The 20,326-nt window shown below is 43.5% G+C and carries 19 protein-coding genes; 1 reads left to right on the top strand and 18 read right to left on the bottom strand.

What is annotated here, in order from left to right; translation table 11 throughout:
• Positions 1-90: 90 nt before the first annotated feature.
• A complete protein-coding gene (locus MTP36_RS10570; protein ID WP_249254427.1) occupies positions 91-1,557 on the bottom strand; it encodes a reverse transcriptase domain-containing protein in 1,467 nt (488 codons plus the stop codon).
• A 301-nt stretch (positions 1,558-1,858) separates the two neighbouring features.
• Positions 1,859-2,053, bottom strand: coding sequence for a hypothetical protein (locus tag MTP36_RS10575; protein WP_442900194.1), 195 nt, complete (start codon positions 2,051-2,053; stop codon positions 1,859-1,861).
• 7 nt (positions 2,054-2,060) lie between these two features.
• Between MTP36_RS10575 and MTP36_RS10580 the strand changes: the two genes are divergently transcribed.
• Entirely contained in the window at positions 2,061-2,219 is a 159-nt protein-coding gene (locus MTP36_RS10580) for a hypothetical protein (protein ID WP_249254449.1), read from the top strand.
• Positions 2,220-2,344: 125 nt separating this feature from the next.
• On the opposite strand, the gene MTP36_RS10585 is transcribed toward MTP36_RS10580, so the two are convergent.
• The 16 genes from MTP36_RS10585 to MTP36_RS10660 all read right to left on the bottom strand — a co-directional run bounded on the left by MTP36_RS10585 (position 2,345) and on the right by MTP36_RS10660 (position 19,990).
• Positions 2,345-2,545, bottom strand: coding sequence for a hypothetical protein (locus MTP36_RS10585; protein WP_249250009.1), 201 nt, complete (start codon positions 2,543-2,545; stop codon positions 2,345-2,347).
• A 48-nt stretch (positions 2,546-2,593) separates the two neighbouring features.
• On the bottom strand, positions 2,594-3,739 hold the full coding sequence (locus MTP36_RS10590; RefSeq protein WP_249250011.1) for a hypothetical protein: 1,146 nt from the start codon (positions 3,737-3,739) through the stop codon (positions 2,594-2,596).
• 234 nt (positions 3,740-3,973) lie between these two features.
• Entirely contained in the window at positions 3,974-5,647 is a 1,674-nt protein-coding gene (locus MTP36_RS10595) for a phospho-sugar mutase (RefSeq protein ID WP_249250013.1), read from the bottom strand.
• Positions 5,648-5,663: 16 nt separating this feature from the next.
• The gene (locus MTP36_RS10600) at positions 5,664-6,203 is read right to left on the bottom strand and encodes an NUDIX hydrolase (RefSeq protein WP_249250016.1); all 540 of its coding nucleotides are present in this window, start codon (positions 6,201-6,203) and stop codon (positions 5,664-5,666) included.
• Positions 6,204-6,206: 3 nt separating this feature from the next.
• Complete coding sequence (locus MTP36_RS10605; RefSeq protein WP_249250032.1) at positions 6,207-7,193, bottom strand: type I phosphomannose isomerase catalytic subunit; 987 nt, start codon at positions 7,191-7,193, stop codon at positions 6,207-6,209.
• Between the two features lie 19 nt (positions 7,194-7,212).
• Positions 7,213-8,529 carry a sugar phosphate nucleotidyltransferase gene (locus tag MTP36_RS10610; protein ID WP_249250041.1) on the bottom strand — a complete coding sequence of 439 codons (1,317 nt, stop codon included), beginning with the start codon at positions 8,527-8,529 and terminating at the stop codon, positions 7,213-7,215.
• Between the two features lie 73 nt (positions 8,530-8,602).
• On the bottom strand, positions 8,603-9,547 hold the full coding sequence (locus MTP36_RS10615; RefSeq protein WP_249250043.1) for a GDP-L-fucose synthase family protein: 945 nt from the start codon (positions 9,545-9,547) through the stop codon (positions 8,603-8,605).
• Positions 9,548-9,580: 33 nt separating this feature from the next.
• Positions 9,581-10,672 (bottom strand): GDP-mannose 4,6-dehydratase, encoded by a 1,092-nt coding sequence (gene gmd, locus MTP36_RS10620; RefSeq protein ID WP_249250051.1) that lies wholly within the window; start codon positions 10,670-10,672, stop codon positions 9,581-9,583.
• Between the two features lie 197 nt (positions 10,673-10,869).
• Positions 10,870-11,745 (bottom strand): AraC family transcriptional regulator, encoded by an 876-nt coding sequence (locus tag MTP36_RS10625; RefSeq protein ID WP_249250053.1) that lies wholly within the window; start codon positions 11,743-11,745, stop codon positions 10,870-10,872.
• A 29-nt stretch (positions 11,746-11,774) separates the two neighbouring features.
• Positions 11,775-12,764 (bottom strand): acyltransferase family protein, encoded by a 990-nt coding sequence (locus tag MTP36_RS10630; protein ID WP_249250055.1) that lies wholly within the window; start codon positions 12,762-12,764, stop codon positions 11,775-11,777.
• A gap of 543 nt (positions 12,765-13,307) precedes the next feature.
• A complete protein-coding gene (murJ, locus tag MTP36_RS10635; protein WP_249250064.1) occupies positions 13,308-14,828 on the bottom strand; it encodes a murein biosynthesis integral membrane protein MurJ in 1,521 nt (506 codons plus the stop codon).
• A gap of 12 nt (positions 14,829-14,840) precedes the next feature.
• Complete coding sequence (locus tag MTP36_RS10640) at positions 14,841-15,926, bottom strand: O-antigen ligase family protein (RefSeq protein ID WP_249250073.1); 1,086 nt, start codon at positions 15,924-15,926, stop codon at positions 14,841-14,843.
• A gap of 48 nt (positions 15,927-15,974) precedes the next feature.
• Entirely contained in the window at positions 15,975-17,129 is a 1,155-nt protein-coding gene (locus MTP36_RS10645) for a glycosyltransferase family 4 protein (RefSeq protein ID WP_249250081.1), read from the bottom strand.
• A gap of 25 nt (positions 17,130-17,154) precedes the next feature.
• The gene (locus MTP36_RS10650) at positions 17,155-18,024 is read right to left on the bottom strand and encodes an alpha-1,2-fucosyltransferase (RefSeq protein ID WP_249250091.1); all 870 of its coding nucleotides are present in this window, start codon (positions 18,022-18,024) and stop codon (positions 17,155-17,157) included.
• The gene (locus tag MTP36_RS10655) at positions 18,021-19,109 is read right to left on the bottom strand and encodes a glycosyltransferase (RefSeq protein ID WP_249250093.1); all 1,089 of its coding nucleotides are present in this window, start codon (positions 19,107-19,109) and stop codon (positions 18,021-18,023) included. Before MTP36_RS10655 ends, MTP36_RS10650 begins: the two co-directional genes overlap by 4 nt.
• Positions 19,110-19,156: 47 nt before the next feature.
• A complete protein-coding gene (locus tag MTP36_RS10660; RefSeq protein ID WP_249250101.1) occupies positions 19,157-19,990 on the bottom strand; it encodes a glycosyltransferase in 834 nt (277 codons plus the stop codon).
• Positions 19,991-20,326 lie beyond the last annotated feature (336 nt).

Here is a 20,326-nt window from a genome sequence, read left to right on the forward strand (position 1 = left end):
GCACGGTAAACGCTTCGGCCAATATCGTGTTTAGAGCATAGCTACGGCAAATGCTCCGAGACGGTAAGGGAAACCTTACCGTTTTGTTTTTTAAAAGCCCACTTTCATTTTGATAAGATATTCCTTTACCAATCCATTATAAGACTTCCGAATACCGTTTGAATCAGTCGGTCGAATATGAACTCTTTCACAAAGCTTTTCAAGTGCATCATAGTCATAACCTATTCCTTCCACAAATAGAAGCGTCCGGTTGCTTTTCAAATTTTTATACAGATCATATCCGCTTGCCGCATTCCTTTTTGAGGCATCGCTTGTAGCATACATTGCCAAAAAATACGGAATTGGAATTTTCTGACGTTGAAATTCCCATATAACCATATTTTTCAAAAAATCTGCCGTTTGCTTTTCAAGCGTCCACCCCTCTACAAAATAACGAAGTTCCGAGTAATTTGAAACAAACCCCTTCGTTTTCCAAACATTCCCACTCGAATATTTTGATACATACACTACACGAGATGTAAACGCTCCCAGTCTCAACCGTAGTAATTCTACATCATGATAATCCGAACTGGATGGCTCACTGTACAACTTGATCAGTTGCCTTACTCGGCGGCTATATTTTTCTTGCTTTTCCTGTGTAATCCCATACATCAATTTAACTGTATGCTTTTCCGTTGCCTTTTCTTGCAATAAAAAGTGAAATTCATACCCCAGATAGCTTATTTTTGTAGGATTTTGCGTCAGATTTTTTTCAGATACACAGCAAAACTTCTTCATATTGAAGGAGGTTTTACATGATTTTTCAGATTTGATTTGCTTATCATAGAATACCTGCTGCAGCAATCGTTCAAAAATCGAAAGGATCTTCGAGCGTTCCCAATTTCGATTTAAAATCAATATACCATCATCGATATATCGTTCATAATAGATTAGTCCTAATTGAGAAAACTCTTGGCGAACCACACAGTCGAATACAGAAGCTACTATTTCTGCCATCGCATTTGACGTGCTTAATCCTGCGTATGCATACTGCGTCTCTTCTACAAATTTTTTTATCAAATCTGCATCTCTTCGAAAAGACAAGTGGCTTTTCAGGAATTTCTCGTAGATATATGTTGCTGAAAGCGAGTTGAAATAATTTTTGAAATCAAATTTTACAATCGTAAATGCAGACATTTGGGCAACCGCCGGAAGGGTATTAAACAGCGTCTTAACCATTTTATTACGATTGGGATAGTGAACACGAAATACTTTATCTAGGAGTTGTTTCAGGCATTGGCAAATTATGTTCTCTGGCTCCAACAGGTCTGGATATCGGTAGACTTGACGTGTATGTCCATCTTGCGTAAGAACTAATGATTCCAACCTTGAAAAATCCAAGTCATTGTTTTTCAAAGCCTCCTTTGTACGATTCACGGCTTTGTCCAAATCTTCCTGTGTAAAACCTGTTTGATAATTCGAAATTATAATTTTCCTAGCAGCATACTCTATTTCATTTTCAATTTGCATAGATAAAACCCATCCTTCAATGTAGCCCAATCTTAACTTATAATTCATCAAACGTAAAACACAGATTGATTTGATTTCAGTATATCATAGGTCAACAAACAAGTCATCTCTATAATTTTTTAATATCATCTTGTTAAAAATGCATTTCTTTGTTGCTGTGTCTCTCCCATTCATTCAATAAAATGACTTCACAGAATAAGAATCGTGAATCTTTCCCTACACGATTTTTGCCACTTCTGCAACCAATCTCCAGATTTAATGCAGTACAAACAGTATTTAAAAGAAACGCTCTCTAAAAGTAAAATGCCCACAGTAAGCAGGTCACACCTGTTTATCATGGGCTTCGCTGTTATTTCAGTTTTGCGAGAATCTCGTCTGCACTCACGCCTTCGGCAAGCAATTTTTTCAAAACAGATTCTGCTTCAGCCTTTTTCGCGTTTTCTGCAGCCTTAGCATCTGCCTTTACCTTCTTCGCTTCCAGGGATGCCACTTCTTTTTCGGCCTTCTTCAGAGCAGCCTTCTTCTCTTTCAGGTCAGCCTTCAAAGTGTCAATGTTTGCAGTGGTGGAAGTGATTTCAGAAGTCAGAGAAGCGGTGGATTCCTTTTTCTCTGCGATTTTGGATGCAAAGTCATTGGTAATCTTGGGGCAGTTCTTGCTTCCTTTGGTTCTGGGCATATTTGCTACCTCGATTCTTTTATATTATTTTTAAAGAAATCACATTTTTTAGAATACATTCATCACTCATATCAATAATTCTATTACTATCTAAACAACCAGCTTGCATATTAAACTGTTCAGAAAAAGACTAAGAGCATTCCGCAAACGAAGTACCACTCACTTTATTGCTCCTGCCATAATAGCTCGTTCAAAATCCTTCAATTTTTTTCGCTCTTCCATGGAATAATCGCCTGGCATCATAGGATTGATAGGCATGGGTACTTTTCCATTTTTTGTTTGCTGAATAGAAAAGCGTGTTTTTATAGTTCTATCATTGCCGTTGGTTTTTTTCGTTTTTCTACAAGTTCTATAGTTCATGTAAACTCACCTTAAATATAAACTCACCTTAAATATAATCAGTTGCTTTTACGAAACGAAATTGCCTGTAAAAGCCTTGGCATAAATCAATTGTAAAAAACCCTGCGGTAGTCCTCCAATTCCTCCGGCTGTTCGATCCACCCAGTTTGAATCCAACGTACTCAAAAACGTTGCATATTGTTGTGCCAGAGAAAAAAGCAATTGCGCTGCCGGTTTATCAAAAACTTCCAATCCTTCTTGTGCATTCTTGCAGTCACAACACAAATAGCCGAAATACTTATATGTTCCGTCAGCCAGTTTAGTTCTAATCGAAACCACTATAGCACAATTATAATATGCATCAAAATCTATATGTTCATTCATATAATTTTCACTGTTTTTCTTTGCGTTATTCACAACAAAATGATCTTTTTTTAAACAATGAACAAAATCTCCGTTTCCATCTATGGTATATTTTTTATTGCCCACCTCTCTTTCATGTTTTTCGAACGTTTCTTTATCTCTGAATGCAGTGTATACAACAATTTTATCGCGGCTGTCTTTCCTTGCAACATACGGCTTATCAAACAATTTTATCGTTGCTGCAACATCAACTTGTATTCCTTTCGATGCCAAATAAGACTCTTCTATGCGTACTAAATAATTCAATAGATTACTTGAATATATTTTATAAACATCATATAGTCCGGCGGCAAACTCATTAAAAGAGTAAACGACCTCTTTCTGAAGCTCCTCTGTATCTTTCATTCCACCCTTTTGAAGTGTTTCCAATATATGATATGAACGTTCTGCAATATTAGGGATTCGAGTACAAAATTCATTATATAACTTGCTAACATTCTTTTGATTAACACAGATATCTTCAATCTTTTTTCGCACTTCATTTAACTTGGCTTCTTCATCAGTCTGGCTCTTCTTCAAATCATTTTGAAGTTTTGTGTTTTCATCTTTTAGCTTTTTTATTTCCGATTGAATTTCATCAACCTTTTGGGTCATTCGATAGCGTTCATGAAGAGCCCAGAGCCAAGCGAAAACAGCTATCACCTCCGCAACCAGTAATCCAATAAAAATATATACAAACCCGTTAGATTCCGTTCGGAACGCCGAAATCAAAGTGGCCACTATACCTACAACACCAACAAGCCATCCCATTTTATCGCCAAATCCTATTTTTTTCCACTCACTCTTTTTCATTTTCCCCTCCACCCATAATATTGGTGTATGTCCATGATTTTGTAGCTAATAATACAATTATAAGCGCCTTTGCATTCTTAGCCACAGCATCTACACACTGTGTTGCCTGCCGCTCACCACGTAGAGGTATGCAAAGTTTCGAGCAGCGTAGGTAGCCACGGTCTCCCATGGCTCCAGTATATCACAAGTTCATTTTAAAATCATCATTGTGATGAAAAATATTATCTAATTGCGTTACTTCAGACATTCTTCAGCACTCTTGCAAATTTCTGCCTCAACCTTCTCGGCAGCTGCCTTATTCTCCGCGCTGACGGAAATATAGATCTTGAGCTTCGGTTCGGTACCAGAGGGTCGCACCACGATGGAGCAGTTATCTTCCAGCAGGAACTTGAGCACGTCGGACTTGGGCAGACCATCCAGACCCGGAGCGTAGTCCAGCAGCTTCACGACCTGCTTGCCGCCAAACTCCGTGATATCGCCGCGGAATACCTGCATGATGTTCTGCATCTTGGCAAAACCGGCACTGCCGTCGAACTCATAGCTGTGCAGGGTGTTCAGGCAGTAGCCATAGGTCTTGTACAGTTCGTTCAGCTTGTCCAGCAGGCTGATGCCCTTGGTTGCATAGTAGCTGAACATCTCGCAGATCATGTAAGCACCGTCCGCACCATCCTTGTCGCGGACATAAGAGCCGGTCAGATAACCGTAGCTTTCTTCAAAGCCGAACACATAGCTGTCTGCCTTGCCCTGCTTCTCCAGCTTGCCGATCTGCTCACCGATGAATTTGAAGCCGGTCAGCACGTTGACGGTACGCAGGCCATAATGGGTGGCAATCTGCTCGCCCATGTCCATGGTGACGATGGTCTTGACCATGACCGGGTCGGCGGGCATCTTGCCGTGCTTTACACGCTGGCTGCAAATATAATCTAGCAACAGCATACCAGTCTGGTTGCCGGTCAGCAGTTCGTACTCTCCTGTCTTGTTCTTGACGGCGATACCCACACGGTCGCAGTCGGGGTCGGTTGCCAGCAGAAGGTCAGCATTACACTTCTTAGCATACTCCATGCCCAACGCCATGGCTTCCTTGATCTCCGGATTGGGGTACGGGCAGGTCGGGAAGTTTCCGTCCGGCTGCTCCTGCTCCTTAACCACGGTGATGTTGGTGTAGCCCATCTCTTTTAGGGTGCGGGTCACAGGCTTCAAGCCGGTACCATTCAGCGGGCTGTACACAATGGCCACATTCTTATTGACTTCTTCGCCAAACAGAACAGACTGGCTCTTGACCTGTTCCACAAATGCGGTGTAGACTTCATCCGGGATGTACTGGATGCTGCTGTTTGCCACACCTGCCTCAAAATCGCTGGTCTTGACGTCCGCAAAGATGTTCAGCTTCTCGATTTCGGCAAGAATCTCCGCTGCGGCCTCGGTGGTGATCTGACAGCCATCTGCGCCGTAGACCTTATAGCCGTTGTACTTGCTGGGATTGTGGGAAGCTGTCACCATGACACCGGCAGAGGTATGCAGATAGCGGGTCGCAAAGGACACGGTAGGAACAGGCATCAGGACAGGCCAGATGTTGACCTTGACGCCATTAGCCGCAAACACCCCAGCGGCGACTTTAGCAAACACATCGCTCTTGATACGGCTGTCGTAGCCGATTGCCACAGACGGCTCTGCGAAATTCTTTTTCAGGTAATCAGCCAAGCCCTGAGAGGCCTTTGCCACCGTGTAAACGTTCATGCGGTTGGTGCCCGCACCAATCACACCACGCAGACCGCCTGTACCAAAGGCAAGGTCACGATAGAATGCATCCTCGATTTTGGCGTCATCCAGCGTTTTCAGTTCTGCCACAACGTCGGCATCTGCGGTGGCATTTGCCAACCAGCGTTCGTATTCTTTCTTGATATCCATTTCCGGTCACCTTTCATTACACTCCGAGCTTTCTTGCCGTCCAAAGGATTCCATGTGCAGAACTATTGCAGCATATCTCGTTATTCATCACCATCTCAACCGCCCGTTTTAACGGAACAACGAGAACATCCAGCTCTTCCGTAGGGTCAAGATGCTGTTCGCCAACCTTTCGGCAGTGGTTGGCAAAGTAAATATGCATATAGTTCGTCAACTTCGCCGAGCTTTCTACCGTTGCTCCGATATACTGCCAGTCGTCCGAAACATATCCAGTTTCTTCCAGAAGCTCTCGTTTGGCAACTGCCAAACCATCTTCGCCTCTCTCAAAGCCTCCTGCAGGAACTTCAATAAGATCACGGTCAAGGCAATACCGATATTCCTTTTTCAGAACTATATTTCCGGCATCATCCAGTGCCACAATGGCCGCCGCATCGTTGAGTGAAATGGCATAGAAATCATCAATGTGCTGACCATTCGGCAAGTCCACTGAATCTTTTCTCACCTTGACCCATCGGCTGTCTACAAGCGGTTCAGATTTTATTGTCTTCCACTTTTCCATGTATCAGCCTCTTACATCAAGGAACTGTGCCTGCCCATGAATGGTTAGAGTTTCGGAATCTGCCGGAACAAAGATGCAGTCCCCCTTATAGAACGGAATTGTGCCGTTCTCATGGGAAATCGTACCGCAGCCGTTGACGCAGAGCAGCACCCGGAAGGCAATTTCATCTGCGCGGTAGTGCACCTTCTGCCGCCGCTCGGTGTTGACGATCATACGGTACACTTCAAAATACTTGCAGCGGGTCAGCAGCTCAGAGGCAACGCCCTGTCGGTATTTCAGCACCCGGAGCGGCTGCTTCGGTTCTGCACTGCCTTTCAGATTTGCTACATCCAATGCTTTGTCGATGTGCAGTTCCCGCTTTTTGCCGTCCTTGCCTACACGGTCGTAATCATATAGACGGTAGGTCAGGTTGGAGTTTTCCTGAATCTCGGCCACCAGTGCACCGGCTCCGATGGCATGGATAGTACCTGCTTCAATGAAAAACAGGTCGTCCTTCTTGACCGGAACCCACTGCAAGTCCTTCATCAGGGTTCCTTTGGCGATAGCGTCTCGCATCTGCTGTTCGGTACGCTCCCGCTTCAGGCCATACACAAGCTTTGCGTCCTTGCTGGCGTCCAGCACATACCACATCTCGGTCTTGCCAAGCTGCCCGTGTTCATACTCCTGCGCATAGGCATCGGTAGGGTGTACCTGCACCGACAGATCTTTCTTGGCATCGATGAATTTGATAAGAATCGGCAGCGCATTTTCGCCCTTATGGCGCTCGCCCAGATACTCCGGGTGTGCCCTCAGCACCTCTGCCAGTTCCTGTCCATCAAACGCACCGCCTACCACATAGCTGGGGCCATCGGGGTGGGTGGAGCACTCCCATGTCTCTGCCAGCGGGGTCAGGTCGATGTTTTTTTCAAATTCATCATTCAAACGACTGCCGCCCCAAAGATAATCCTTGCCGGACGGTCGGAGCAAAAGAGGCTTATTCTTGTTTTGCATAGCTGCCTCCTGCGGTGGCTCAATATTCCAGTTCAAATTTCTGCTTGTCATGGACGTCGATGGCTTCACCCAGCTGCACTTCGATCAGCTTCAGTTCGGTCTCGGCAATCACAGTATGACGGCAGCCCGCGGACATGGTGATCACATCGCCTGCCTTCACGTTCTGCTCCATACCGTCCACAATGGTCTTGCCCTTGCCTGCAATGACCGTCCAGACCTCATCGCGGTGCTGATGGCTGTGGTAGTTCATCTGATGGCCTGCATTCAGGGTCACCTTGATAACCATGGACGCCTTGTCGATATCGATGACCTTAAAGCTGCCCCACGATTTTTCGGCGAACATGACCCGATGGTCGAGCGTGTTGACATAGGGCTTGATGTAACTGGACTGCTCCTTATCCGAGACCAGAATGCCCTCCGGGCTGGCAGAGACCACCACATCCTTCAGACCCATGCAGAGGATCGGCACATCCAGCTCGTTGACCACATGGACGTTCTCGCACTTCTCGTTGAACAGTGCCTCGCCCACCGCGTGGCTGTCCATCGCCTCGGTCAGGGTGTTCCAAGTGCCAAGGTCTTTCCAAGTGCCTGCGAAGCGCATGACCTCGATCTCCGGCTCGTGCTCCACCACAGCATAGTCGAAGCTGATCTTGTTCAAAGTATCATATTTATTGAACAGGTCATCGTAGTCCACGAAATCAATGAGTTCATGGGCGCGGTTCAGCACATAGCCCAGCTTGAAGGCGAACACGCCGCCGTTCCAGAGCGCACCCTTTGCAATGTAGTCCTTGGCCACTTCCTGCGTGGGCTTTTCCTTGAACATGGACACCTTGCTGACCTGCTCTTTGCCAATGGGGATGATATAACCGTATTTCTCGCTGGGGTAGGTCGGTTCAATGCCCATCAGGACCAGATTTGCGCTGCTGACGGCGGCACGGTCGCCCAGTGCTTTCAACGCCTCAAAGTAGTCATTCTCCACATAGGGGTCTACCGGGCAGACGACAACGGATTCTTCCTCACCGACGCCCTGCACGTCCTTCAGGTAGGCCGCTGCCAGAGCGATAGCTGGAAAAGTATCTCGGCGGCAAGGCTCCACGCTGATGCCCACTTCCTCGCCCAGCTGATTGTGGATAGCCGAAACCTGCGATTTGGAAGTAGCAATGGTGACGGTTGCATCCGCATCGACCGCCTTGATCTGATGGTAAACACGCTGCACCATGGATTCCAGTTCGCCGTCTTCGCGATGGAAGATCTTGATGAACTGCTTGGAACGGATATCATTGGAAAGCGGCCACAGACGCTGGCCGGAACCGCCGGACAATAACACCAGATTCATAATACTTCTCCTATCATTTAACAAAAAAGGCCGTGGCCCTGCACGGACACACGACCTTTTCAAATCGTTTATTTTAGCGCTCTGCACGCATCGGGTTGTTCAGGAAATCCTCGTAGGACAGGCGCAGGCCATCTTCCAGCTCGGTCTTGTAGGTCCAGCCCAGATTGGTAGCCTTAGACACGTCCAACAGCTTGCGAGGAGTGCCGTTGGGCTTGGTGGTATCCCACTTGATCTCACCGGTATAGCCCACGACCTTGGCAACCAGTTCGGTCAGCTCCTTGATAGTCAGTTCCTTGCCGGTGCCAGCATTGACCGTCTCATTGCCGGAGTAGTTGTTCATCAGGAAGACGCACAGGTTTGCCAGATCGTCCACATACAGGAACTCACGCAGCGGAGAGCCATCGCCCCAGCAGGTAACGCTGGGCAGATTCTGCTCCTTAGCCTCATGGAAACGACGGATCAGCGCCGGAACCACATGGCTGTGGGTGGGGTGATAGTTGTCGTTGGGGCCATAGAGGTTAGTGGGCATGACGCTGATGTAGTCGGTGCCGTACTGACGGTTCAGGAACTCGCAGTACTTCAGACCGGAGATCTTTGCCAGTGCATAGGCCTCGTTGGTTTTTTCCAGCTCGCTGGTCAGCAGGCAATCTTCCTTCATGGGCTGAGGAGCCATGCGGGGGTAGATGCAGGAGGAGCCGAGGAATTCCAGCTTCTTGCAGCCGTTCTTCCATGCAGAGTGGATGGCGTTCATCTCCAGCGTCATGTTGTCATACATGAAATCGGCCAGTGCTTCCTGATTGGCCACGATGCCGCCGACCTTGGCAGCAGCAAGGAACACATACTCCGGCTTTTCCTGTGCGAAGAACTCTTCCACAGCATCCTGACGGGTCAGATCCAGTTCTTTGTGGGTGCGTGTGATGATATTGGTATAGCCCTGACGCTGCAATTCACGAACGATTGCAGAGCCCACCATACCGCGATGACCTGCGACATAAATCTTAGCATTCTTTTCCATCATGATTGTTACCTTCTTTTGATGCTTTTGATGAAATTATTTGATAACGCCCTTTTCGAGAAATTCAGCCAGATTGGTCTTGATATGCTCCTCGGCGCGCTCTACGGCGACTTTCTTCATGTCATGATCGACCATGATCCTGACAAGCTCTGCAAAGGTGGTCTTTGTGGGGTTCCAACCCAGCTCACGCTTGGCCTTGCTGGGGTCGCCCCACAGGTTGACAACATCGGTGGGACGGTAGAAATCAGGGCTGACCTCGATAACGACCTTACCCGTAGCCTTCTCGATGCCCTTTTCGTTCATGCCCTCGCCCACAAATTCCAGCTCGATGCCCACATCGTGGAAGGCCAGCTGGCAGAATTCCCGGACGGAGTGTTGCTCGCCTGTGGCGATGACGAAGTCCTCGGGCTTGTCGTTCTGCAAAATCAGCCACATGCACTCGACATAGTCCCTGGCATAGCCCCAGTCGCGCAGACTGGACAGGTTGCCCAAGTACAGCTTATCCTGCTTGCCCTGTGCAATGCGGGCAGCAGCCAGCGTGATCTTGCGGGTAACGAAGGTCTCACCGCGGCGCTCGGACTCGTGGTTGAAGAGAATACCAGAGCAGCAGAACATATTGTAGGCTTCGCGGTATTCCTTTACAATCCAGAAGCCGTACTGCTTGGCGACGGCGTAGGGGCTGTAGGGGTGGAACGGTGTGTTCTCGTTCTGGGGAACCTCCTCGACCTTGCCGTACAGCTCGGACGTAGATGCCTGATAAATGCGGCAGGTATCCTTGAGGCCGGACAGGCGCACAGCCTCCAGCACGCGCAACACGCCGGTGGCATCAACGTCGGCGGTAAACTCCGGCACATCAAAACTGACCTGCACATGGCTCTGGGCGGCGAGGTTGTAGATTTCATCGGGCCGCACGGTGCTGACGACTGAGAGAATGCTCATGGAATCACTTAAATCGCCGTAGTGAAGGTGGAAGTGCTCATGGCCTTCCAGGTGGGCGATGCGCTCGCGGTAATCAACAGATGAGCGGCGTATGACACCATGGACCTCGTAGCCCTTCTCCAGAAGGAACTCTGCCAGATAGGAACCATCCTGACCGGTAATACCGGTAATCAGCGCAATTTTAGACATATATTGACCTCAACTTTCCTGTTGCTCTTTGCAGTTCTCTGCTTGGTTTTCTTGTAATACCGTATATTATTTTAGCGAATCCCGAATCAAAACTGAATTCACTATCTTGCCTTTCGAGGCAAATCGTTTACACAATATTGCCCTCTTTTGAAGAAAGCCGTTACATTCACACGACCGCATTAGAGTCAATACAGCGTTTACCACTTTTCACGGAACTCTGATGGTGTAATTCCCTCGACCTGTTTAAAGATACGGCTGAAATAATGCGGTGCACCCAAACCGCACTGATATCCGATATCTTCCAATTTCTTATCCGTAAAGCGTAGCATCTGCTTGGCTTTTGTAATGCGGAGATTTAGTACATAGGTATTGATACTCACTCCGAACTGTTCCTTAAACACACGGGTCAGATAAAACTTACTTATAAAGAACTGGTCTGCCAATGCATCCAGCGAAACTTTTTCAGTGTAATACTTATCCAGATAATCTCGGATTGGATCAAGATTCTGCTTTTTCAATGTAGTATCCAAACGCTCCGTTGGATGCCATGACTCTTTCATAAGGAGAACCAAAAGTTCATTCAGGCTACCATTGATTCGCATATCCCGGATGTAGTCATCCGACGAAGCAAGAGTGAAAAGAGACTTATGCAGCTCTGTAAACGCAGTAATATTCTCCGGATGGAATACTGGGCGTCCTCCGCGTTCTTGGTATTTCTGATAGATGTCCTGCATCGTTACACCGGAAAAGTGAATCCACGACAAGGACCACAGTTCTTTATCAGTACTATGTGAGTACGGTTGCTGACAGTCAATAAAAACACAGTCTCCCCTGCCTAGCTTATATTTCTTTCTCTGATACTCCAGCTCACCAGAGCCGGAATTGACACAGAAAAACAGGTAAGAGGACAGATGGGTGCGCGAGGAAATATGCGGCTGTTTAGCCTGCAAGGAACCAATCTCCTGAAGATAGAGCAGGGCAGACTTTGCAAATGTTGTTGGTGTATAAAGGACACGGTCAGAGGAAACAATTGGGGAGGCATCCGGTGAATCATGTAAAAACAAGTCATTCATCTTGGACACCTTCCCCTTCTTTTACGCTATCAATTGCGCTTCATTTTCCCATACAGCAGAAAATTAGTAAATGGTATGCTTTTAATAATCGTCGTTAGTATCACTGTAAAGGTGATTGTCAGAATAAGCGAAACAATAAAATTAGCAAAGCCTGTCGCCGTAAAGAACCCGCTCGTATTTCCAGCACTCATCAGTCCATTAACATACATGTGTGTAGTGTATATTTCCAGCGTACACAAGCCAATATTATCCAAACGGACTCTTTCAAAATTATCCTTATATTTGTTTGCAATCCATAGTAATACGACATTCCCGGAAAATCCTGCAATACATCTTAATGCGATTGAAATCAAATTATCCTCGCAGTGATACAAATCATAATTGAAAGCAATCGCCGAAAAGCAAACTATTGCAACAAACGCAATCAAACTCGAATACTTGTCAATAAACCGCTTCCATGTATCCTGTGTTTTGCGTATAAGCCAACCAGAGCCGTAGAATACAGAATAGTACAAAATGAACTTTATCCCTATAAATCGGATACCAACTAGGATGCCTAAGATCCCCAGCATTCCTAGCATGACAAGCGCGGCAACAACTGTCTTCACCGCATAATATGCAGTGTTCCGTGAACTTATATAATTACAGATGTTTGCTATTATTGAAAGTATAAAAACCACCCATAAAAACCACATTCCAGAGTCAACATGAAATGCGATATGATTTGCTGCCGTTAGTACATTTCTGTCAAAGCCACCTAGAAGCAGCACACTAACCAAGAACCACCAAGAAAGGAACGGAAGCGCATAATGTTGCATTGAGCCAACAATCCTCTTTGATAATTCATGAGTGTTCTCAACGTTTCTGGCCGAAAAATATCCTGAAACCAGCATAAATCCAGGCATTTGAATCGCCCAAATTATATTAGTCAGGATTCCTCCCTCATCCGTCACACTGTACTGCAGTACATGACGAATGACAACCAAGATTATTAATAGACCCTTGTATATATCCAGCATCCTATTCCTTGCTTGCTTGCTTGCTTGCTTGCTTGCTTGCTTGCAGATTATCGTCCATAGTTTTCCTCCTGTCAAGAATAATCATAACAACTCTATCCGTCTGACATATGCAAAAGGTCTACTTTTTAAGGATCTTCTTCAATTTATAAAGCAACCCTATTTTTCTTAAAACATACACCATACGCTTTTTCATTGTAGGTTTCGCATTTTTTAATCGAGCAATTATCAATTTCTGAATACAGTCGGTTTCTATTTTTATGCTTCGGAGCATTGTCCTGTAATTGGGAATAAAATCCGATGAAGTCCCCATCTATACATTGATTCACGGACAAAGTTTGTAAATCGTTAAAAAGTTACTTGCCAGCTTCAGTGTTCACGTAAATCAGTGATAGATCCTTGTCATCTGAGAGATTTAATCGATACGATTTAATCCCCTAAGCATCAGCAATAGTCAAATCACTAATTCGGCCTTTCTTTTCGAAATCACATTCATAGCAGCAGTTTCTCAAATCTGCATTTCTAATAAATGATCCATCGTATAAATTATGTCCTTCGTTTTATGTAATCCAATGCCTCTCCAATGCTTTTCGATTTCAAGCAGAATAGTATTGTGCCATAAACTGTAACAACAACAACACCCTCTATAATAAGACAAATCAATGTGCTCAAATTCACAACTTCTTTAACTAATAAAAGAACTACAACCGATAAAATCAAGGCTGTAATTCCCTTTCTTATTTCCGAGAAGCAGCTTTTGACTGAAAAACCAGGCAGATAATTTTTAACATCTCTTAACAGAAGTATTGTTGCAATCATCATCGCAATACTCGTCGCAAGCGATACGCCAGAAATGCCGATAAACTTAGAAAGCAAAAAACTCAACGTAATATTGCATACAATTGATATCATTCCATTAATCATTGGTGTTTTTGAGTCTTGAAAAGCATAAAAAACCTTAACCAAATTAGCTCTTGCTGCTTGAAAGACAAATCCCAACGAATATCCAATAACGACACTATACGTCAGTGTAATTTCATTTGTTCCAAAATTGCCACGTCCGTAGAACAGTTCAACAATTTGATCTCCCGCAATTACACACATTCCCGTGATAGGCAACAGAATCAACGTAAGATAAACAAGTATTTTTTCAAGACTCTTTCCCACTTTACCAGTCTGTCCCTGCGCAACCCATGTACTGCAGTGAGAAAATAAGACCACTGAAATCGATGTAACAATAACTCCAACTACCATATCATGAACCGATGCACCATAGTTTAAAACAGAGGCACTTCCATTTCCAAGGCCTGTCGAAATTTGGTTGTCTACAATCTGATTTACTTCATACATAGCATTACCTAGCAGTAATGGAATAGTAAGCTCAAGTAATTTTTTTACTTCGACCTGATAGTCAATCTTTCCAATAACAAATTTAAGTTTTTTTCTTGTGGCTACAGTTACCAAGATACACTCTGCAATTCCAGAAAGAATAAAAGCATAGAGCATACCGTTCATACCAAATTGAGAATAAAAAAAGACTGCTGCTAAGATTAAAAATACGTTTTGAAAAAAAGCTATTGCTTTTCCTGGCAAAAATATTTTATCTGATTCGAGAACTGTATTAACAATCAAATAATAACAATACAAGATAAGTTCGGCAGACATAATTCTAATGTCATAAGCCAAATCGCTAATCTGTTCTCCCTGATACGATGGCGCAAGAAATCTTGCCACAAATGGCGCAAACACCGAAAACAAAAGTGCTAATACAGCCGAAATTGGAAGAAAAGTTCTTAGAACCGCATTAATCAGGCCATTCGCCTTCTCCCGTCCCTCATTAACTAAGAGTTGGGTGTGAATAGTCAAAAGTGAAATAGACAGTGCAGAGAATATCGTTCCACACAATGAAGTCATCGTCCCAGTTGCGACAAAAAAAGCATCTGTTTCTATTGTCGCGCCACAGTATGCCGCAAGAACTGACTGTTTGATCAAACCAAGAAACTTGATTAAAACAGTAAATAATGAAACCATCACTGTTGAAACCAGTATACTTTTCTTGTTTTTCATAAATTTGCTCCATTAAGCTTTCTGTTCTTCTTGATAAATATGGCAATCGGCCATAAATAGGATAAATATTAGAAAACGCATATACGTCGATGATAATGTAAAAATAAGCACTCCCGTTGCAACAAGTGCAATGCCCATAGCAATATCTTTTTTAAAGGCTCTTTTTAACGCTACGATAAAAAAATACAAATAGAACAACAAACCAATAATACCATTTTCAAAGAGAATATCCATGAAAGTGTTATGTGCCACTCTATCGAACCCTGAATAAGAAGGTGCTGCCCCCTGTCCCATACCACATATAAGCCCTAATGGGTGACTGAATAATGCGTTCATAAGATTTCCCCAAATTCTTGTTCTCCCTCCAAGACTTCCTGCGTCTGCGGCACCGGTAAAACGATATAGAGTATTAGCTGGAATCATTTTTACCGCAACTGATAGCAAAAACACGAACCCAACTATGCCAACAATTCCATAGAGTGGTTTTCTTCGTATTTCAGATCTCAGCATCCATGTTGTGTACACCAGTACGACAAATGCAATACACAGCAACCCACTACGCGATCCAGACTGAGCCACAAAATAAAATGAAAGAACCATCTCGACTAGGAGAAGTGCCCTTATAAATATATTGTTTTTCCTTAAAAGGAACTCACTCACCATCGCAACAGGAAGGATAAACCATCCCGATAGATAGTTTGGATCTGCACCCGTTGTACTAGAAATTATCCAAAACCTATTATCTTGATATGTACCAAACGTGAAGCATAAAATCAAAAGAACGACTCCCTGTATTACAAATGCTTTCTTTAGCCGTTCATAGTCCTGTTCCGAGTACGAAAACTGAAGAACCAAGAACAAAAAAATATACATTACAGCCGTATTAAATAGATTTAGAAATGGTGCAGCATTTACGCTCCAATAGCAAGTTAGAAACGCATAACCCAAAAATAGAAGCAATGCACTGGTTTCATCAATTACTATTTTTTTTCTATATAGAACACACAATCCTGCAACAAGAAGTCCAACAGTGTATAGCAACTTTTCAACACCAATAACATGTTCTAAAGGAGACAGAACAATAAGCAGTATCAACATAGTTGATACAAGCGGATTGTTTTTCCTTGCTTCATCCCTCAAGTTAATTTAACCTCCAATGACATCATGAAAAACATCGAGATATCTGCTCACTGTTACACCTATGTCATATTCATTTGAAATTTCCATTACCATATCATGCATTTCATTTTTCAGACACGAATTTGTGGCATAGTGGCTAAAGGCATGTTTCCATGCATCCGCATTATTTGTTTGAACCAAGTAGCCCCATTTGCACACCCTAAAAAGTTCCCCAGAATTCAGCTGATTTTCATTAAATACCTGTCTAAATGCACTAATATCAGACAACATCATTGGACATCCAAGCGCTAATGCCTCTAATTGGAAAATCGACAATCCCTCCCAAAGTGAAGGCATTACGACCATGTCCGCCTTAGCAATTCGACGCAAAACTTCCACTCTTTCTAAGTTGCCCAACAATTGAATACTTTTGTTACTTCCAATGATATGCTCCAGTTCTTCTTTATCCTCGCCATCACCCACAATATAGTACTTTGCTTTTAAACCACTACATCTTAGGAAGCCTGTAATTGAAACGGGCAGATTTTTTTGCCTTGACAAACGTCCTACAGAATAAAAAGTAGTTTCAGAATCTCGCTCTTGCTGATTTGCCTGATTTGCATTTGTAGCAAAGCGTCGAATTCCTTCCATATCAATCCCATTGGGAATAGAATAGACATCATTTTTTCTACCAAATCGATGAATATACTCATCGTATGCTGAATCAGAGCAACAAATAACTTTTTTTATCAGAGGACTCGTTATCTTGGCTTGTAGGTAATAGCGGCTATACTGAGAATGATATGTTTCTATAACACTTATTCTTTTGTTATTTATGGAAGCAAAGGTCCCCACCAATGCCGCAAGCTTAAGATGGACATTACATATAATTTTTTCTCCATCAGCATACGAGTTCAATATACCTCTTAATTTTTCTGCTAGCAATAGAAAATGCAAAAGAGCATCCTTTTGATTTCTCGTATTCAAACATTTTGCACTTGCCCCCATAGTAATCAACTCTTTTGTCATTTCATCGTTGTCGTTTTCTCCCTTATTTATGATTCCAATAAGCATTAATCTTTGATTGGCTTTAAGAAACGCTTTGCACAACTCATATACAAAGCTTCCAACACCTCCCGCCTTGCTCAATTCCAAATCATTTACTACAACAGCAATTTTCACATTATCACCCCTGTATCTGATTGTTTTATAACTGTATCCAATCGTCAGGTAAAAATCCCTTTGAATCATAAAACGCTGGAGAGATAACCATTTTATCCTTATTAGGATTAAGCATAGCCGCCCACCAACTATATGTACTGTATGCAATAATATTATTTTTGCAGTGCATCATACTCGTAAAGTCACCGATTGCATCGTTCTTATCGGAGTTGTCAACAAACTTCATTCTGTCCAAACCCGCGAATTGTACTTTACACCAGTCTATGTCATCACTAAACACATAAAAATTTGTATTGGGTTTTTTTCTAGAAACTTCTTCAATCGCTTTTTTATAATAAGCTAAATCAGCCAAGTGCCCCTTCGAATGCAACTGATCTGAACGTCTGACATGGATAGCAGTGCTATCAGTCGATGAAACTTCATTAACTAACAGCTGCGTCTTTTCGCTAATCTTTTGAGGGATAAATTCTTTTCGCAAATCATCAATGCTCTCTTTCAGATAGATAGCCGCATAGTTATCATAGTAGCCATTTAGATAGATATTGGGACGCTGCATAAGGTTTAGATAGTCATATTTACTATCTGAACCTACCACTGCCCATTCACCAAGGTAGAAGCGTGACACATTTAAATACTCAAATGGTTTTCTAACAAAACGGTGTCCAAAAAAGCGAACTTTCAACGGCAACTTCTTGTGTTCAATTATCGAGGCTGATGGAATTGTAAACTTATCAAGTTCATACTTACGATGAGTCAACCACGGTACATTGCCTTCTCCATCAAACCACTCAATATCAAGTTTCAGTTCATCTCCATAACGTTTAGCTAATGTATAGCCAAACGCATATTGAAACAATTGGTTGCCAAGACCACCTTTCAAACGCGTAACAATCATTTCATTTCCTCTTTCTCTACTTTTTCGACGATTTTCTTGAACGAATCCAACTGGTTTCGATAGTAGAAATGCGTAAGGAAAAAGCTCCGACATTTTTCATTCATTACTTTGCCTGTTGCCTCTATATTCTTGATAGCATTTGTGATTGTGTTGCACCCGAAATCATCAATAAATACACCTGTATTCCCCGGTTCCACAAATTCTTCAAAGCTCCCCAATCTTGTTGCAATAACTGGTGTTCCCTGCATGAATGCATTCGGCAGCACACCGCTTTGTGTTGAGCGACGATAGCCATTCCACGTTGCAAGACTTCGACGATAAGCAGCACTCATCTCTTCTTCTGTTAAAGGTCGTCCTTGTTGAACTAATAATTGCCCTTCATCCTGCATTTTTTTGTAAATCTGATCTGCAATCATATCTGAAATATTACTACGTGTCGCGATTTGGAATTTTTGCTTCGAGCCGCTTTCATACGCTTCTCTAATATATTTGATAAATATATCTGAGCCATGGGGCTCTGCATAAGTTCCAATCATGGAAAAATACTCTCTGTAAGTGCACACTTTTTCATCGTAATCGTCCAGAAAAAGCAATGGCAGAAAAACCGCTTTCCGATACGCCCCCTTCATATATCTCTTGCAGTTTTCCTCCGCATACTTTGAACATAAGACGACTCTTGTTGCTTTAGCACAAAGCCATACATTTAAAGCGCAAGCAACAGCTTGTTTTATAAAGTAGTTACCATCTTTCATCAATTCCTTTATCCCCATATAAGGTTCATGCAGAATATAGAAAATTTTGCAATTATGTTTTTCGCACCACTTAAATAGTTCGACATTCTCAAATCCAGTATTTTGTACTACAGCAATGTCAGGATGATAATTTTCTACATTTACCATATCTGTTGTGTAATTATATTCATTCTTATCAAAGAATTTTTCATACTGGGAATCAAAATAAAGCTCAGTTTGATATCCACATTCTTCGCACATTTTATACCAAGCTTTCATATGACCAATAAAACCAGGACTAAAATGTTTAGAAACTATTAGAATATTCATCTCTTCACCTCCACATTTAATCATTTACTATCACCTCGGCATAGCCTTCTTGTTTGCTGTGATTGTAAATTCTATTTTCTCAACACTTTCTCAAACATAAACTTTCGAAGCCAGTTCGGCGCCAGCGCCGACCCACTACGGATCACGCAACTCTTGATGAACTGTCCTTCTCCAATGAATCCCTGTTTCTTCATGAATTTGAACAGCCTTGCTTGTGTCTTGGCATATTTCCAACCGGCTCTTCTTAAATACATATCCGAGCCTGCCCGCATATGGAGCAACGGCTCTTGAATGTTATAGCCCTGATACCCTGCCATCAACATCCTTAGCCAAAGGTAATAATCCTCCAGCAGGTAGAAGTCTTGGTAAGAACCAACTGCTTCGACTGCGGACCTCTTATACATCACACAGGGGTGATTAAACGGATTCCGCTTCTTTGCAAACTCTATAATTTCCGCATTCGTCTCCGGCGGCACTCGCCTCGTATCAACCGTGTTCGGATCAGTGGTAAACTCCTCCACGATGCCGGAGCAAATGCTCACCTCCGAATGTGTGTTAAACACAGCAATCTGTTTTTCACATCGATCTGGATAAGCGATGTCGTCGCTGTCCATCCGGGCAACCAACTCATTTTTGCAATGCTTGATGCCTTTGTTGAGTGCGTTGCCAAGTCCACCGTTCTTTGTGAGCCGAATAACATTCAGGAATTCACCCATTTCTTGTTGCTTTGCTGCGATTACGCTATCCAGTGGTTCGTTCAACGGTCCATCACATACCAATACGAAATCATTTGTGGATAGCGTCTGCGCTTGTATGCTCTCTATTGCCTGCTTCAGATACTCCGGCTTCTCTTTGTGATAAACCGACATAAGAACGGAGTATCCTCTGTATCCCACAACACTCATAGTTCCTCTCCGCATATCAAAGATTACAGCCCAGACTCATTCTCCAAAAGCCTGAGCCGTTTTTTCTTATAAAGCTCTACTAATCGTCCTCAGCAGTGTGAGTCACACTACCGCTATGTCTTGTACCGCTGCAATGAACGTTGCTATGGCAAATTCACGCTACGGTAGCCGTTGTCTTTAGTCCTGATGACACTATCACGCGTTACGGTAGCTCCCATCTTTAGTCCTGATAGCACCAACGCTCGTTACGGTAGCCCCTGCCTTTATTCCCGGTTCCACTCATCCGTGCCACGGTAGCGTCCCTGCTTATGCCGGATTACACCACAGGAATGAGCA

The sequence above is a fragment of the Faecalibacterium sp. I4-1-79 genome (genome assembly GCF_023347235.1).
Taxonomy (GTDB): domain Bacteria; phylum Bacillota; class Clostridia; order Oscillospirales; family Ruminococcaceae; genus Faecalibacterium; species Faecalibacterium tardum.